Below are 15,300 nucleotides of genomic sequence, written 5' to 3'. Positions count from 1 at the left end.
TCATGGATACGCTGCAATATCTGGGACAGGGTTTCGGCGTTGCGCTGAGCCCGAACAATCTGGTGACCGCGCTGGCGGGCACCACAATCGGCACTATCGTCGGCCTGCTGCCGGGGCTGGGCCCGATCAACGGCGTCGCACTGCTGATTCCGGTCGCCTTCGCCCTGGGCCTGCCGCCGGAAACCGCGCTGATTCTGCTCGCCTCGGTTTATCTGGGTTGTGAGTACGGCGGACGCATTTCCTCGATTCTGCTGAACATTCCCGGTGAAGCGTCAGCAGTAATGACCACGCTCGACGGTTACCCGCTGGCCCGCCAGGGCAAGGGCGGCATTGCCCTGTCCATCTCGGCCTGGAGCTCCTTTATTGGCGGCATGATTGCCACCGTCGGGGTGGTCGCCTTCGCGCCATTGCTGGCCGGCTGGGCGGTGTCCTTCGGCCCGGCCGAGTATTTCATGCTGATGGTTTTTGCGATTGTCTGCCTGGCCGGTATGGCTGGCGACAAGCCGGTGAAGACGGCGGTAGCGGTGCTGATGGGGCTGATGCTCTCGTGCGTGGGTATTGACGCCAACAGCGGCGTGTATCGCTTTACCTTCGGTAGCCTGGGATTGTCCGACGGCATCCAGTTTGTCGTGCTGGTCCTGGGCCTGTTCAGCATCAGTGAGATCCTCATGCTCCTGGAGCGCACCCACCATGGCCAGACGGCAGTCCGCGCCAGCGGGCGCATGCTGTTCAACTTCAAGGAAGGCGCCTCGGTCTTCGGCACCAACATTCGCAGCGGGCTGCTTGGCTTCATTTTCGGCATTCTGCCGGGTGCTGGGGCGACCCTGGCCAGCGCTGTGGCTTATATGTCGGAGAAGCGCATGGCCGGTGCCAGCGGCCGCTTTGGCGACGGTGATCTGCGCGGCCTGGCCGCCCCGGAAACCGCCAACAGTGCCTCGGCCTGCGGTTCCATGGTGCCGATGCTGACGCTGGGTATTCCCGGCTCCGGCACTACGGCGGTGATGCTTGGCGCGTTGACGCTGTACAACATCACCCCCGGGCCGCTGTTGTTCCAGAACCAGCCGGAAATCGTCTGGGGTCTGATTGCCTCGCTGTTTGTGGCTAACGTTATCCTGATCGTCATGAACATTCCGATGATCAACGTGTTTACCCGCATCCTCTCGGTGCCGAACTGGACGCTGGTGCCGGCGATCGCCATCATCACCTCGATCGGTGTGTATGCGGTGCATGCCACAACCTTCGATCTGTTCCTGATGATTGCCATCGGCGTGTTCGGCTACATTCTGCGCAAGCTGGACTTTCCGCTCTCGGCACTGCTGCTGGGCTTCATCCTGGGCGGGATGATGGAAAGCAACCTGCGTCGCGCACTGTCCATCTCTGATGGTGACCTGGGTATTCTGTGGAACAGCCCGATCACGCTGGGTCTCTGGGTACTGGTGGCATTCATGGTTGCCCTGCCGTTCTGGCGCGCATACCGCGGCCGTCGCGCATTGCCCTTGCCGGATGCCGCATAACGCAGCATGGCTGGGCCAGGCGCGGCTCTGGTCCACGCCCCTGGTTGGCTTGATTGGCGGCTGGCTGGCCAGTCTGGCTGACTGGCCGCTACCCTGGATGATCGGCTCGTTACTCGCGGTCATTCTGGTGCGCTGCAGCGGGTGGATGCTGGTAGAACTGCCCGGCGGTCGTCAGACCGGGCAGTGGATTGTCGCCAGCGCTATTGGCCTGCATTTCACCGCCCCGGTATTCGAACAGATCCTCGGTCATTGGTGGGTTATCGTTCTCGGTGCCTGCATCACCGTAATGCTCTGTGTGATCGGCATTGGCGTGCTTCGGCGCAGCGGCGTGGACCGCGCCACTGCCTACTTCGCCAGCCTGCCCGGCGGCGCCAGTGAAATGGTCGTCCTTGCCCTGCGGCATCAAGCCGAGCCGGCCAAGGTCGCCGCCGCCCACAGCCTGCGGCTGTTGATGGTGGTACTGATCATCCCAGCACTGTTTACCTTTGCCTTGCCGGAAACCCCCGCACCGGAACCAGCCAGCACCCACTGGGGCTGGCTGGCGCTGTTGATGCCCCTGGGCGCCGGGTTGGCAATGATCTGGCGCCGGTTCGGCCAGCCCAACCCCTGGATGCTTGGCCCGCTGACCGCCTGTGGCGTCGCAAGCGTAGGCTTTGATCTGGACATCGCCTTGCCGCCAGGCGGTGGTGAGCTCGGTCAGTGGCTGATCGGCTGCGCGCTGGGCTGCCATTTCGATCGCAAGTTCTTCCGCAGTGCGCCAGCCTTCATGCTCAGAGTTGTACTCTTTACCCTGATGGCGATGCTTGTAGCGGCGCTTGGTGCGGAAGTACTCAGCTGGTTTGCCGAGGTCGATGACATTAGCCTGATGCTGGGCATGATGCCGGGAGGGATCACCGAGCTGTGCCTGACCGCCGAAGCACTGCAACTGTCCGTGGCACTGGTTACCGCTTTGCAGGTGCTGCGGCTGTTTCTGGTGATGTTTCTCGCCGAGCCGATGTTTCTGTTGTGGCAGCGATTTAGTCCGCAAAGCGTTTAATGAATGGCTGATATTGGGCTTCGTTGTATTAGGCCCGCAAGAGAGCTTCCCGAGCTGTTCTTACATAGCCGGGGAAGCTCCGCTCTCGCCACGGGTAATTAGGGGGTGGAATAATTCGCGGATTGACCAAAGATGACCGGCAGTGTGCCTGCTGCAGTGGGCGTCAAACCGGCATCCAGCAGAGCGGCATTCCAGGCGGCATTCACGCCCGCCAGGGTTAGCTCTTCGGTCGACATGCTGACATCCGCCTCTGTATTGGTTGCATCAAACACGATGATCTTGTTCTCGGCGGCAGGCGTCCAGCGGTTCCATTCAGGTTGTGCTTCGCTCTGGCTGCCGTTGGGATCGCCGTTTCGGGCAAAGTCCGCCAGGTAGTTCATCATGGTTTTCTGCAAGGCTACGCGGCCGGGTTCGTTCTGCTCGGTAAAGGGCAACTCGAACAGGCCTTCGCCCGTACCGAAGAAGAACGAGATGTCCGCCGCATGCCCTGCGCCATAGATGAAGTTGAAGGGCTCGGGACCGGACTGGGTGCCCCAGCGGAAGTCATAGGCGTAGGTAGCTGGCTGATGCTGGCTGATCAGGCGGGCCAGCTCGTCTACGTATTTAGCCCGCCAGGCGCGCCCGCCGTGATACCCGGTGATTTCATAGGTATCCTTGTCCTTCTGGGTAGGCAGTACCTCATCCAGAGTCTGAGTTCCTTCGAACGCAACATCCAGCAGGTCCAGCCAGGTTTTGTCCGGTGGCGAGGGGACGTCAGGCAACGCGCTTTTTACGGCGGCGCCGTAGAGTGGCATGAACGACTTCTGCTCGTACTCGTTGGCGCCCAGGATCAGCGGCACATTGTTGAAATCGCCACTGGTAAAGCGCGGTATCCAGCCGCCGGCGGGGATCACCGTGCCGTCTTCGATGGCGCCATAGGCACTGAGTGAACTGTAGTTGACGACAGCCTGATATAGATCCCTGCCTTCGGCCGCGCGCACGTAGTCACCCAGCGTGCCGGCGGCCTCCATATCTTCGCGCATTTGCCTGGCCTGCTCGGCGGTGATAGGGGCGTCCGGGGTCTTGCGGTCTTCCCGCAGACGAATAAGCCACTCGATATGCGCATTGGCTGAGGTGCGTGCCGCGGCGGGGCTGCGGGTATTCATTGATCCGCTCTGTGCCATGGCACGGTGAAAGAGCCCGGCTGCCTCCGGAGAGGTCATCAGGTTCAGGACGTTGTGTCCACCAGCGGATTCGCCAGTGATGGTGACGTTATCCGGATCGCCACCGAAATCGGCGATATTTGCCTGCACCCATTCCAGTGCTCGAATGGTATCCAGTGTGCCGAAGTTGCCAGAGTCGGAAAGGGGGTCGGAACCGCCGGTCTGCACGTCGGGATGGAAGAACCAGCCCAACGGACCAAGCCGGTATTGCACAACCACAACGATAACGTCCGAATGGTTGGCCAGGACGCTGCCGTCATACTGTTTGGCGGTTCCGAAATTGTTTGAGCCACCGTGGATCCAGACGTAGACAGGCAATGCTTCTTCCTGGAAGCCGCTGCGGTTGGGGCGATAAATGTCGACAGTCAGGCAATCCTCCTCACCGACCATCTGTGAAGTGCGCTGCCATTGAGTGGTGGTTTCCGCCTGCACGCATTCAGGGCCACGTTCACGGGCATCCCGCGTTCCACTCCAGTTCTGCGGCGGCTGCGGTGCCCGCCAGCGTAGCGTGTCGACCGGCGGTTGGGCGTAGGGGACGCCGTGCCAGATCAACGTATCGTCGGTGGCACGGCCAATAATTTCACCATTAGCGAGAGTCAACTGGGCGCGCTCGCTTGGTTCTTCTGGTTCGTCCGACGAGCTACTGCTGCTGCCGTCCAGACAACCGGTTAGTAATAACGAACAGGCAGCCAGGGAAATGGCTGTAACCAGCAAATTGCGTTGCGGTGACACAAGGCGGGCGTTACCCGGTATGTGGCTAGACATCGAGCTTCTCCTGAATATTATTTTTATGAGGACAGAAGGCAAGGACAGTCCTTGTTGCGTAGTTTCAGAACGCCTGAATCAAGGTAGACGCGAATGTCGTTTTAGAAAGCCAGATAAGCGAGGCATATATAGCGACTGGTCGATTGGCTATTTCGCGTTGCTTTACTTAACTAGGGCGGGGCATCCTGAAGGCTTGTAAACAGCGGGCAATCACCGTCATAGCGCCCGCACTTGCCCGCGCGCATCATCGCATCTGGGAGACGCCAATGGACCGCTACAAAAATCTGAGTGGAGATTCAGGTGTGCTTGCCTACGAAGTCTCACCAGGCGCCATCGTTGTGCAATTCAACAACGGTTGGAACTACGAGTACACCGATCAAAGCGCTGGAGCGTCTGCCATTGCAACGATGCATCGTCTAGCGCGGGCGGGGAAAGGGCTCAGCGGTTTCATATCCGCCAATGTTCGAGACGCTTATGTACGCAAGTTTCGTTAGCGCATAACGCCCATCGGATCGGGTCGTCCAGGGTCCCATCAGCGGCCTGCGTCCCTTTCTTCCTTGAAGCAATTCAAACCATTACGTGAACTCAGCCAAACCAGCCAAGCATTAACAGCAGTCCGATGATCCAGGCGCTGAGGGCGACGGTGCCGGGTTGCCAGAGGCGATTCCACTGGCGTTCATAGCGACGCCAGCGTTCACTGTCCACATGGGGCTCGGTGGGCGGCAGGGGCGGGCGTTGTAGCAGGCGTTTCAGGCGAAGTGACGCGATCAGTGCCGGGTTGGGCAGGCGGGTCAGCGCCGGCGGGATTTTCCAATCCATTTTCATTACGAAAGCGGCGACGGCTGCGGCTGCCAGCACTGGCCATAGCGACGCCCAGATGGCGTACAGCGGCAGGCTATCCAGCATCGCCTGGCGCAGTGGCGGCCACAGCCAGGGCAGGGTGACCGGCATCAGGCATAGCAGCGCCCAGGGAATCACCTGGCCAGCGGGCGCAGCGGGTAGCGATTCACTCTGCCGCTGACTCACGCGCATCAGCCACAGGGCGCGCAGTACCAGCAAGGTGGTGCCGAGCGAACCGGCAGTGAGCAGGGGCATCCAGTCCGCCACGGCGCTGGCATCGACGCCATCCTTGAGCAGCGCCTTGACCGCCGCGCCGCTGGTCAGCGGCAATCCGGCCAGGGCCAGCGCGGGCACAATCATCAGTAGCCAATGCACCGGGCCGAGCCGATTATGGGCACTGAGCCCGGCGCCCATGAACAGCGCGCCCTTGGCCAGGCCATGGTGTACGCCGTAAATAGCCAACAAGGTGGCGGCGGCCGTTCGGTATTCAGGCTGCTTCCAGGCCAGCGCGAGGATGACCAGCAGATAGCCCATCTGGCTGACCGAGGAATAGGCCAGCACGGTTTTGGTTCGCGTTTGCAGCAATCCGAGCAGCACCCCAAAAAACGCGCTGAATGCGCCGAGTGCCAGCAGAGCGGTTGCCCAGCCTTGCAGTAGCGGATCTTCAGTCGGCAGGAAACGCCACAGTCCGAGTATGCCTGCCTTGAGCATCGCACCCGAGAGCACTGCACTGGCTGCTGCCGGAGCCGCAGGGTGAGCCAGCGGCAACCAGACGTGCAGGGGCCAGAAGCCGGCCTTGATGCCGAAGCCGACCAGCAATAGCGTGGCGGTCAGAGGGCTGGTCGGCGCGGTGTTCCAGGCGCTCAGGTCCAATGCGCCGCCGGCTTCGTGAATGCGCAGCAATATGCCAGCGTAGAGCAGCATCTCGCCAAGCACCGCCAGTTGCAGATAGAGTCTGCCTGCCTGGCGTGGTGCAGGGCCTCGCAAATGAACGACCAGACCGTAGGCGGACAGGCTCATCAGGGTAAAGCCGACATAGAAGCTGCCCGCATCCTGAGCAATGACCAGCAGCAGGTTGCCGGTCAGCGACAGCAGCCAGAAGATCCAGAATCGTTGTCGGCGGTTGTCGTCCTTCAGGTCGGCCACGGCGAACCGAGTGGAGCAGGCCCACAGTAGGGCAGTGAACCCGAGCCAGGCGCGACCGAGCTGATCATCCAGCGCCCATTCGGCGCCGGGCCAGAGAGCCGGGATTGCCAGCGCCTGCGGTGGCCACAGGCTGAACAGCAACGCCGGCAAACAGCTCAACCAGAGCCAGCCGCCGGCGTCGCGCGGACAGCGCCATACCAGCAGCAACGCCATCAGCGGCACGCCGGGGATCAGTAACCACCACAGCGGGCTCACAGGCCGAACTCCCGGTTGATGATCAGCTCACTCCAGGCCAGCGGACTGAAGCCGGTGCCGGCCAATATGCCGGCGAGCAATGCCAGCAGCGCAGTGAACAACACCGGCACCAGCAGCATCCAGTGCGTCTCGCCCAGGCCGGGCCGTCCGGTGCCAAGCGGGCGTTCGTCCGGCCATTCGGCTGGAGGGCGGCCAAACCAGCCGCGGTAGATCAGCGGCAGAAAATAGGCTGCATTCAGCAGGCCGGATATGACCAGTACCAGCAACACGCCGTCCCAGCCAACTTCCAGCGCGCCCAGGCCGAGATACCACTTGCTGATAAACCCGGCGGTAGGGGGCACGCCGATCATGCCCAGCGCGCCAAGGGTGAAGGCGGCCATGGTCAGCGGCATGCGCCGGCCTACGCCGTCCAGCTCCCGGATGTGGTGTATGCCCAGGGTCTCGGCAAAATTACCGGCGCAATAGAACAGTGTCACCTTCATCAGGCCCTGGTGGACCAGATGTGCCAGGGCACCGACGGCGGCCATTGGTCCCATCAACGCGACGCCCAGGATGATGTACGACACCTGGCTGACCGTTGAGTAGGCCAGGCGTTTTTTCAGCTCCTGCTGTTGCAGCGCCTTGATCGAACCGTAAAGGATGGTCGCCGCTGCCAGCGCGAGTAGCGGTACATTCAGCCCCAGCGCCTGCACCGGTTCCACGCCGTAGACGTCATACACCACCCGCACGATGCCGAAGGCACCGGCCTTGACCACCGCCACGGCGTGCAGCAGGGCACTGACCGGTGCGGGCGCGACCATCGCCTGGGGCAGCCAGCCATGCAGCGGCACTAGCGCTGCCTTGACGCCGAGGCCGCCAATCATCAAGACGAAGGCCAGGATGAGGCTGCTGCGGTGTTCGTTCAGCAAGGGCTGCAAATAGCCGCCGGGAACGAATTCAGGGCTGCCGGTCAGGCTGTGCAGCAGAGCCACGCCCATCAGCAGCAGGGCGCCGCCGCCCAGGGTATAGGTCAGATAGACGCGTCCGGCCCGCAATGCCTGGGGCGTGCCGCGGTGAACGACCAGCGGGAAGGTGGTCAGGGTGAGCAATTCGTAGAACAACAGAAAGGTCACCAGGTTGCCAGCCAGCGCCAGGCCGACAGTGGCGCTGACACACAGGCTGAAGTAGCCGAAGAACCGTGAGCGCAGCGGCGAGTCTTCGAGGTAGCCGATGGCATAGATGGTCGTGGCCAGCCAGAGTACCGAGGACAGGCTGACGAACTGCAGCGACAGTGCGTCGCCCTGCAAGACCAGGCCGCCGCCCGGCAGAAAGGGTACGGCGAAGCGGAATTCCATGCCGCGATCGACGCCCCAGAGCATCAGCCCGACCAGCGCGAGCTTGAGCAGCACCCCAGTCATATTGAGCAGCACGCGCAATCTGTTCTGGTCTTCGCGCAGAGCGAATATCAACAGGCCCGGTACCAGCGAGCTGAGCACGATGAATACTGGCAGCAGGCTGGACCAGTCAATGATCATGGACCGACCTCCGTCAGCCAGAGGATCAGTGGCTCGCTGTATAGCGCCATGCCCCAGACGACCAGTGCCGGTAACAGCGCCAGCCATTGCGCAAAGGCGTCAGGGTTGTAGTCGGGTGGATTCGGATCGGCGCGATCGAAGGCCAGGGCCACTACCCGGAAAACATAGGCAGCGCTGGCGAAAGTCCCCAGCAAGACGCCCAGTGCCCAGGGCCAGTGGGCGGGCTCTGCCAGCAACGGCTGCAGTAGTATCCACTTGGCGACGAAGCCGCCGCTGGGCGGTAGACCGATCAGGCTGCCGCCGGCTACCGCAAAGGCGAACATGGCGATTGGCATGGTCTGGGTGGCGCCCTTTAGAGCAGACACCCGTTTACTGCCAAGGGTGGCCTGCATTTCTCCGGCGGCGAGGAACATCGACACTTTGGCCAGGCCGTGGGCCAGCACGAATAGCCACAGCGCCGCTGACAGTTCGCTGCGCTGCCAGTGCAGCAGCAACCCCAGAGCCAACAACGCGTAACCCAGCTGAGCGACGGTCGAATAGGCCACCAGGGTTTTCAGAAAGGGCGTACGCAGCGCCGCCCAGCCGCCCGCCAATAGCGCGACGATGCCCGCCAGTGCAAACAGCAGGCCCGCCGGTTGCGCCAGTTCGACCGGTGCGATGCGGCTCCACAGCAGCCAGAGGATGAATAGCGGACCCTTGACCACCAGCGCCGACAGCAGCGCGCTCACCGCCGTTGGTGCACTGGCATGGGCGGCAGGCAACCACAGGTGCAGCGGCCAGAGCGCAGCCTTGAGCATCAGGCCCAGGGTCATCAATAGCAGCGCCATACGCGTCGTGTGATTGACCTCGGTCATTGCCGCCAGCAACTCGATGTCGAGCACGCCGTAACGGCCGTAGAGCAGGGCGACGCCAAGCAGATAACAGAGCGAGGCGGCCAGGGACAACAGCAGATAGCGCAGCGCCGGGCCATGCGCCTTTGGCCCCGCAATGACGATCATGGCGACTGCCACCAGACCGAGCAGCTCCAGCGTTACGTACCAGTTGAATAGATCACGTGACAGCCACAGCGCCGCAAGGCTGGCATGCAGCAGGCATGACAACGGCCAGTAATCGGTGTCACGGGTCTGACTGTGGCGGCTGCGCTCGGCATATACGGCGACCAGCAGATGAACCAGCGCGGTGAAGGTCAACAGCAGGGCGCTCAGTGTATTCAGCTCGAAGCGGATGCCCAGTGGCGCGTCCCAGCCGCCGATAGCCAGCGTCCGGGTGCCATGGGTGACCACCTCGGACAGCGCCAGTCCGGCAGCAATCAGGCTGAGCAGGCTGGCAACAATCACCCAGGCACCCGCCCGTGAGCGCAGAAAAAGCAACAGCAGCGCCGTGGCCAGCGGAATCAGCAGGCTTGCCAATGCCAGACTCATTCGCGCGGCTCCGGCGTGCCCGGTCGGGAGTGTTTGTTGGTGGCGATTGCGGCGGTGAGACGCAGGGCGAAGGCGGTGGCGCTCACGGCGACCACCAGTCCCGTCACGACCAGCGCGTGCAGTACCGGATCGCTCTGTTCGCTGCGACTGGCCAGGGCGACCATCACCATGAAGGTGCCGCTGCCCATGATGTTGATCGCCATGATCCGGCGGATACTGTGGCGCAAGCGGAGCAGCCCGTGCAGCCCCATCAACCAGAGCACGATGCCCAGGCACAGGAAGATCAGGCTAGTGCTCATTGCCCAGCTCCTCCCGCTCGCCGATGACCAGCAGGCTCAGGCTGGCGGCAATCGACAGGGTTGCCGCGACTTCGACCAGCAGGATCAACTTGCCGGACCACTGCGCAGGGTACGTCAGCCAACCACTACCGAACCAGGTGCTGGCCGCGGCAAGGCAGAGGAACACCGCGACGCCCATCAGCACCAATGCGCGCACCGGCCAGTGATCCCAGCGCAAGAGCGGCAGCAGACCGGCGAGGCGCAGCAGCACAACGCCCGCCGCCAGCAGGGCACCGGCCTGAAAGGCGCCGCCGGGTGCATGGCTGCCGCGCCAGAGCAAATAGCCCCCGATGATCACGCTCAGCGGCGCCAGGATACGACTCCAGGCGCGCAGCAACGTCCATGCTTGCGCCTGCTTGTAACCGGCGGGCCGCAGTTGGCGCACGCCGAGCACCGCCAATAGCAGAACAACCAGTTCCAGCAGGGTGTCCCAGGCGCGGAAGTTGAGCAGCACCGCTGTCACCGGATGGCTGACGCCGCTGGCGTCGAGATGGGTCTCGACCAGGCCGGGCAGAAATTGCGGTCCGTGTTCCAGGGGCAGCACGGCACGGATCAGCAGTATCAATACGAGAGCGCCGAGCAGTCCGGCAGTCAGCTCGTGGCCGGGCGCAGGACGTGGCGTTGACTCCGGTCCGATACGTGCCAGAGCGGCCAGCAACAGCACGCCCGTCAATCCCGCCCCGATGGCCGCCTCGGCCAATGCCAGGTCCGGCGCGCCAAGCCGGGCCCAGGTGATTGCCAGCAACAGGCCGAAGGCGATGAACATTACCACACCGGTATACAGATGGCGGACGTGCAAGGCAATGCCGGCGAGGATGAGCAGTAGCAGGCTCAGGGTGATGTCGAACACTAGCTCAACGGAGGGCATCGTCATCCTCATGCTCAGTAATCTGATCCTGGCCGCGCTGGTAGCGCGCGAGCAGTTGGCAGGCGGTAGTGCTCGACGCCATCACCAGCAGCCAGATGGCGAACATCACGCCGATTGCATGCCAGCTGTCAGCACGCAGACCCAGGCCGAGCGCGACCAGACCGAGGCCCAGCGTATCGGCTTTGGTCACGGCATGTAGCCGGCTGTAGATATCAGGGAAGCGCAACAATCCCAGCGTGCCGGCGACGAAGAAGAATCCTCCCAGCGCCAGTGCAATGCCGCTTAGCCAGTGGAGCGCATCAGTCATCCCTATTCGGCCTCCGCAGGAACTGCACCAGCGCGGCGGTCACCACCGCTGCCAGCAAGGCGAGTACCAGCGCCGCATCCAGCAATGCCGGCTGGGCTTGCCAGTGAGCCATCAGCATCAACAGCGCAGCGCCCGTAGTGCCGAACAGCTGGACAGCCAGCAGGCGATCGGCTCGGGTCGGACCATGGAACACACGCCAGAGGCCGGCGAGGATGCTCAGCAACAGGATGACAGCCAAAAGGATCATGCCGGGCCCTCGCCGAGCAGCCGCATCAACAGTTGCTCCAGGCGCGCCACACTTTCCAGCCATGGCTGCTTATGATCAAGCACATGCAAGGTCAGCCGGTCCGCTTCTATTACACCGGCCAGGGTGCCGGGCAACAAGCTGACGGCTGCGGCGAGCAGCAGGCGTGAACGCGGCTCGCGTGCCTTGAGAGGATAACTGACCCAGGCCGGATCAAGCGGCATGCGCGGTCGCAGCGCGCGGAGCGCGACGTCCCAACCGCCGGCCAGCAGCGCGCGGAGGAAAAACAGCACAAAACCCGGCGCGGCGCGCAGGCGGAGGGTCCAGGCCGCGCTGCCGAGCCAGCATGACAACAGGGCTGCGCCCAAGACGCAGGGGGCGCCGATATACCAGCCTTTGCCTCCCGCAAGCAGCCACCATAGAACGGCGTACAGCAACGACCAGAACAGCATGCGTCGTGACAGAAAACGATCCGTCCAGGTTTGAGACACAGTAACTCCCGTCATTCAGTTGAAGTCATGGTAGGTCAGCATCATGGGTCGCTCAATCAGGCATTGGCCACTGTTACTTTCACGAAGGGCCAGGATTTGATATCGGTCAGCCGGCATGCAGTAAAGCCTTGCTAGACTCACTGGGATGGTAGTCCCGTTGAACTGGTTCCCCTGCACGGCGGAGAGAGGCTTATGTCACGCAATATCATCGTTCTTGGCGCCGGCATGGTTGGCGTTTCCGTAGCCTGGCATCTGGTGCGTCGTGGGCATTGCGTGACGCTGGTGGACCGTCGTGAGCCGGGCCGGGAGACCTCCTTTGGCAACGCCGGCATCATCCAGCGCGAAGCGGTGAGACCTTATGCGTTCCCTCGGGATTTCAATACGCTGCTGCGTGTTCTGCCCAACCACGAGGTGGATATCCGCTATCGACCATTCGGCATGCTGCATGCCGCCGGCCCCCTGTTTCAATACTGGATCAACTCCGGCGGGGCGCGCTACGAGCGCATCATCACTGAATGGGCCTCGTTGATCATGCGTTGCCAGGATGCCCACGAGCCGATGATCGAAGCCGCCGGAGCCGGCGAACTGGTTCGCAAGGGCGGCTGGCTGGAGCTGTACCGCACGCAAAGAGCGCTCAATGAGCGACTCGAGAAAGCGCGTATCGATCAGGGACGTTTCGGGGTGAAGTTTGACCTGCTGGATGCCGCCGCGCTGTATGCCATGGAGCCGCATCTGGGGAAGGGATTGATGGGTGCCATCCACTGGACCCAGCCCTGGATGGTATCGGACCCGGGCGGGCTGGTGCAGGCCTATGCGCGCAGTTTCGAGGCGCAGGGCGGTCGACTGGTGCAGGCCAGTGTCGAGGAGATTTGCCAGGAAAGCGCCGGCTGGCGCGTCGTGACCAGCGAAGAGACCGTCGAGGCAGAGCAGGTTGTGATTGCCATGGGGCCCTGGTCAGGCAAGGTACTCTCGGATATCGGTGTCCATGTGCCGCTGTTCGTTAAACGCGGCTACCACATGCATTACTCCACGGAGAAAGGCGCCAGCCTCAACCATTGGGTAATGGATGCAGAGAAGGGCTTTTTGCTTGAGCCGATGCGCGCCGGGATTCGCCTGACAACAGGGGCCGAGCTGGCGGATCTGGATTCGCCTCCGCAGTACCGACAGCTGGCAGCCGCTGAGCGGGCCGCGCGTGAGCTGTTCCCGCTAGGCAAAAGGCGCGACGCCGAACCCTGGAAGGGCGCACGTCCCTGCATGCCGGACATGAAACCGGTGATTGGCCCGGCCCCGGACAAGCAGGGGCTATGGCTGGCCTTCGGGCATGGTCATCAGGGTTTTACCCTGGGCCCAGCAACCGGAGAGCTGCTGGCGCAGATGATGGATGGCGAAGCGCCGGCGATCGATATGACGCCGTTCCGCGCGGATCGGTTCAAATAGGAGGTCGGCCACGTGATCCTGCGAGGCCAAATCCTTTGTTGAGCGTGTCGATTTTGTGATGTCCCATTCGACCAGATCAGGAGCAACAAAAACTGATTTGCAAAGTGATGGGAGCTTCAGATGATCAAACTATACGGTACACCCCCGACCCGCCTGCTGCGCGTTACCTGGTTACTCAATGAGCTGGGTCTGGAATACGAGTCGCATCCGATTGACCTGATGAAAGGTGAGCAATTACAACCGGACTTTCTGGCGCTCAACCCTGCCGCCAAGGTCCCTGTGTTGGTTGACGGCAGCCTGGTGCTGACCGAATCGTCGGCCATACAGCTCTATCTGGCGGAAAAATATCCGGAGGCCGGTTTTATTCCGCAAGCGCTGGAAGACAGGGCCCAGATGTATCGATGGATTTTCTTCCTGGTAACCGAAATCGAGCAGCCGTTGTGGCGCATCACCCGTCAAACGTTCATCTATCCGGAGGAGAGGCGTACGCCCGGGGATGTGGAGATAGCTCGGGAGGAGTGCCTGGAAATGCTGGCGGTGCTGGAGCGGCATATGACGGAGCGTGAATTCATCGTCGCCGACCGGCTTACCGTGGCCGACTTTAACGCCGCCTATACACTGGATTGGGCCAACGAAGAGAAGATGCTCGACAGCGCACCCAGGCTCAGCGCTTATCTGAAGACTATGTATTCCCGGCCCACGGCACCGCCGACAATTGCGGAGGCGTTTGCTGCGGGGGAGGGTTAGGGGCCGCGCGAGCCAGAGGCTGTAGGACCGTTTGCATTCTTGTACCCGAGTCCGTTGTTGCGTGGTGTGCAACACGCTAGCATCGCTCAATGATTAAATCATTCCGTCACAAGGGACTGAAACGGTTCTATTCGACTGGCAGCACAGCTGGGATACAGGCTGATCACGTCAAAAAGCTTCGTATGCAGCTTGCCGCTCTTGATACTGCAACATGGGTGGATGATATGGACATTCCAGGATTCAGGCTCCATTCATGAAGGGCAAGGAAAAGGGACGTTGGTCGATATGGGTAAATGGAAATTGGCGGGTGACGTTCGAGTTTCGCGACGGCAACGCCTACGTACTTGACTATGAGGACTATCACTAATGGTTATGCATAATCCGCCACATCCGGGCGAATTTATCCAGCAGGTGTATCTTGAGTCTTTCGGCATTAGCGCTCGTCAGTTGGCCTCACATCTCGGGGTTTCACCTTCTACGCTGTCTCGGTTACTCAAAGGTGATAGTGGCATCAGTCCTGAGATGGCGTTGCGGCTCTCAAAAGTGCTTGGTCGGACGCCGGAAAGCTGGCTGGTGATGCAAGATATGTATGATCTATCGGTTGCTCGAGGCACGATCAATCTTGATGGCATTCACCCGCTGGATTTCGAGGCTGCTTGATCTGTAAACAAGGCCGTCCGGGCTGAGGGGCACGGACAGGGGTTTGATGCCGGGCGCGCCTGGGCAGCAGCTGTTCCCAATCTCAGGAGAGCCTACCCACGGACGATTTGCCCGCGGTAGATCCGCACTGAGGCAGTGGCGCCATGGTCTGCGACAGTCAGCCTGGTCTGTCCCGGTTGCTCCATCGGATGCGTGTTGAGCCGTTCGCGCATGGTCGCGATCAGGCTTCTGCTGGCTGGGGTGGCCGCCTCGGTGCCTTGTTGGTACACCACCATTTCCGCCAGGCGCGCGCCAAGCTCTCTCACATCGTCCTCTTCGCAGGTAACGCTGAGGTCGATCAGATGCTCAACAGCATCCGGGTCGGCCAGGCTGACGGTCACGCCCGTGGCTTGTTTGAGGCGTCTTCGCAGGGCGATCATGCAGCCCAGGGTAGACCTGTCGAATTGTGCTTCGGCTATCATCAATCCTTGTCTCCGTTGAATCGTCCTGTGTTTGCATGGCGCGCATGGAGTGCA

At 61.9% G+C, this 15,300-nt stretch carries 16 protein-coding genes and 1 pseudogene; 7 read left to right on the top strand and 10 right to left on the bottom strand.

Going from position 1 to position 15,300, the window contains the following annotated elements:
* Positions 1-2: 2 nt before the first annotated feature.
* Both FZE95_RS12885 and FZE95_RS12880 read left to right on the top strand, forming a co-directional pair.
* Positions 3-1,514, top strand: coding sequence for a tripartite tricarboxylate transporter permease (locus FZE95_RS12885; protein ID WP_150301277.1), 1,512 nt, complete (start codon positions 3-5; stop codon positions 1,512-1,514).
* The gene (locus tag FZE95_RS12880; RefSeq protein WP_150301276.1) at positions 1,504-2,550 is read left to right on the top strand and encodes an AbrB family transcriptional regulator; all 1,047 of its coding nucleotides are present in this window, start codon (positions 1,504-1,506) and stop codon (positions 2,548-2,550) included. Before FZE95_RS12885 ends, FZE95_RS12880 begins: the two co-directional genes overlap by 11 nt.
* A 98-nt stretch (positions 2,551-2,648) precedes the next feature.
* On the opposite strand, the gene FZE95_RS12875 is transcribed toward FZE95_RS12880, so the two are convergent.
* Positions 2,649-4,517 (bottom strand): carboxylesterase/lipase family protein, encoded by a 1,869-nt coding sequence (locus FZE95_RS12875; protein WP_150301275.1) that lies wholly within the window; start codon positions 4,515-4,517, stop codon positions 2,649-2,651.
* Positions 4,518-4,783: 266 nt separating this feature from the next.
* Here FZE95_RS12875 and FZE95_RS12870 point away from each other — a divergent pair, with 266 nt between their 5' ends.
* On the top strand, positions 4,784-5,011 hold the full coding sequence (locus tag FZE95_RS12870) for a hypothetical protein (RefSeq protein ID WP_150301274.1): 228 nt from the start codon (positions 4,784-4,786) through the stop codon (positions 5,009-5,011).
* 91 nt (positions 5,012-5,102) lie between these two features.
* Here the strand turns inward: FZE95_RS12870 and FZE95_RS12865 are convergent, their stop codons facing one another.
* From FZE95_RS12865 to FZE95_RS12830, 8 genes are read right to left on the bottom strand one after another with little or no spacing between them, the layout of a single operon-like run.
* Positions 5,103-6,758, bottom strand: a complete 1,656-nt coding sequence (locus tag FZE95_RS12865; RefSeq protein ID WP_150301273.1) for a complex I subunit 5 family protein — start codon at positions 6,756-6,758, stop codon at positions 5,103-5,105.
* Positions 6,755-8,266: a complex I subunit 5 family protein gene (locus tag FZE95_RS12860; protein ID WP_150301387.1), complete on the bottom strand. Its 1,512-nt coding sequence runs from the start codon at positions 8,264-8,266 to the stop codon at positions 6,755-6,757. Before FZE95_RS12860 ends, FZE95_RS12865 begins: the two co-directional genes overlap by 4 nt.
* Before the next feature lie 2 nt (positions 8,267-8,268).
* Positions 8,269-9,693, bottom strand: a complete 1,425-nt coding sequence (locus FZE95_RS12855; protein ID WP_150301272.1) for a complex I subunit 5 family protein — start codon at positions 9,691-9,693, stop codon at positions 8,269-8,271.
* A complete protein-coding gene (locus FZE95_RS12850) occupies positions 9,690-9,992 on the bottom strand; it encodes an NADH-quinone oxidoreductase subunit K (protein ID WP_150301271.1) in 303 nt (100 codons plus the stop codon). The genes FZE95_RS12855 and FZE95_RS12850 overlap by 4 nt, the downstream gene beginning before the upstream one ends.
* Positions 9,982-10,905 carry a hydrogenase subunit MbhD domain-containing protein gene (locus FZE95_RS12845; RefSeq protein ID WP_223825055.1) on the bottom strand — a complete coding sequence of 308 codons (924 nt, stop codon included), beginning with the start codon at positions 10,903-10,905 and terminating at the stop codon, positions 9,982-9,984. Before FZE95_RS12845 ends, FZE95_RS12850 begins: the two co-directional genes overlap by 11 nt.
* A complete protein-coding gene (locus tag FZE95_RS12840) occupies positions 10,886-11,206 on the bottom strand; it encodes a cation:proton antiporter (RefSeq protein WP_150301270.1) in 321 nt (106 codons plus the stop codon). The genes FZE95_RS12845 and FZE95_RS12840 overlap by 20 nt, the downstream gene beginning before the upstream one ends.
* Positions 11,199-11,453: a monovalent cation/H+ antiporter complex subunit F gene (locus tag FZE95_RS12835; RefSeq protein WP_150301269.1), complete on the bottom strand. Its 255-nt coding sequence runs from the start codon at positions 11,451-11,453 to the stop codon at positions 11,199-11,201. The genes FZE95_RS12840 and FZE95_RS12835 overlap by 8 nt, the downstream gene beginning before the upstream one ends.
* The gene (locus tag FZE95_RS12830) at positions 11,450-11,941 is read right to left on the bottom strand and encodes a Na+/H+ antiporter subunit E (protein WP_317845782.1); all 492 of its coding nucleotides are present in this window, start codon (positions 11,939-11,941) and stop codon (positions 11,450-11,452) included. The genes FZE95_RS12835 and FZE95_RS12830 overlap by 4 nt, the downstream gene beginning before the upstream one ends.
* 192 nt (positions 11,942-12,133) lie before the next feature.
* On the opposite strand from FZE95_RS12830, the gene FZE95_RS12825 reads away from it, so the two are divergent.
* The 4 genes and pseudogenes from FZE95_RS12825 to FZE95_RS12810 all read left to right on the top strand — a co-directional run bounded on the left by FZE95_RS12825 (position 12,134) and on the right by FZE95_RS12810 (position 14,785).
* Entirely contained in the window at positions 12,134-13,378 is a 1,245-nt protein-coding gene (locus tag FZE95_RS12825; protein WP_150301267.1) for an NAD(P)/FAD-dependent oxidoreductase, read from the top strand.
* A gap of 120 nt (positions 13,379-13,498) precedes the next feature.
* On the top strand, positions 13,499-14,125 hold the full coding sequence (locus tag FZE95_RS12820) for a glutathione S-transferase family protein (RefSeq protein ID WP_150301266.1): 627 nt from the start codon (positions 13,499-13,501) through the stop codon (positions 14,123-14,125).
* Positions 14,126-14,214: 89 nt separating this feature from the next.
* A pseudogene (locus FZE95_RS12815) lies at positions 14,215-14,492 on the top strand (type II toxin-antitoxin system RelE/ParE family toxin).
* A complete protein-coding gene (locus FZE95_RS12810) occupies positions 14,492-14,785 on the top strand; it encodes a HigA family addiction module antitoxin (protein WP_150301265.1) in 294 nt (97 codons plus the stop codon). The pseudogene FZE95_RS12815 and the gene FZE95_RS12810 overlap by 1 nt, the downstream one beginning before the upstream one ends.
* A 92-nt stretch (positions 14,786-14,877) precedes the next feature.
* On the opposite strand, the gene FZE95_RS12805 is transcribed toward FZE95_RS12810, so the two are convergent.
* On the bottom strand, positions 14,878-15,246 hold the full coding sequence (locus FZE95_RS12805) for a hypothetical protein (RefSeq protein ID WP_150301264.1): 369 nt from the start codon (positions 15,244-15,246) through the stop codon (positions 14,878-14,880).
* Positions 15,247-15,300: the final 54 nt, after the last annotated feature.

Source organism: Pseudomonas profundi (genome assembly GCF_008638305.1).
Taxonomy (GTDB): domain Bacteria; phylum Pseudomonadota; class Gammaproteobacteria; order Pseudomonadales; family Pseudomonadaceae; genus Halopseudomonas; species Halopseudomonas profundi.
Note: the sequence above shows the minus strand (reverse complement) of the source record. Positions and strands in the feature narration are given on the sequence as shown.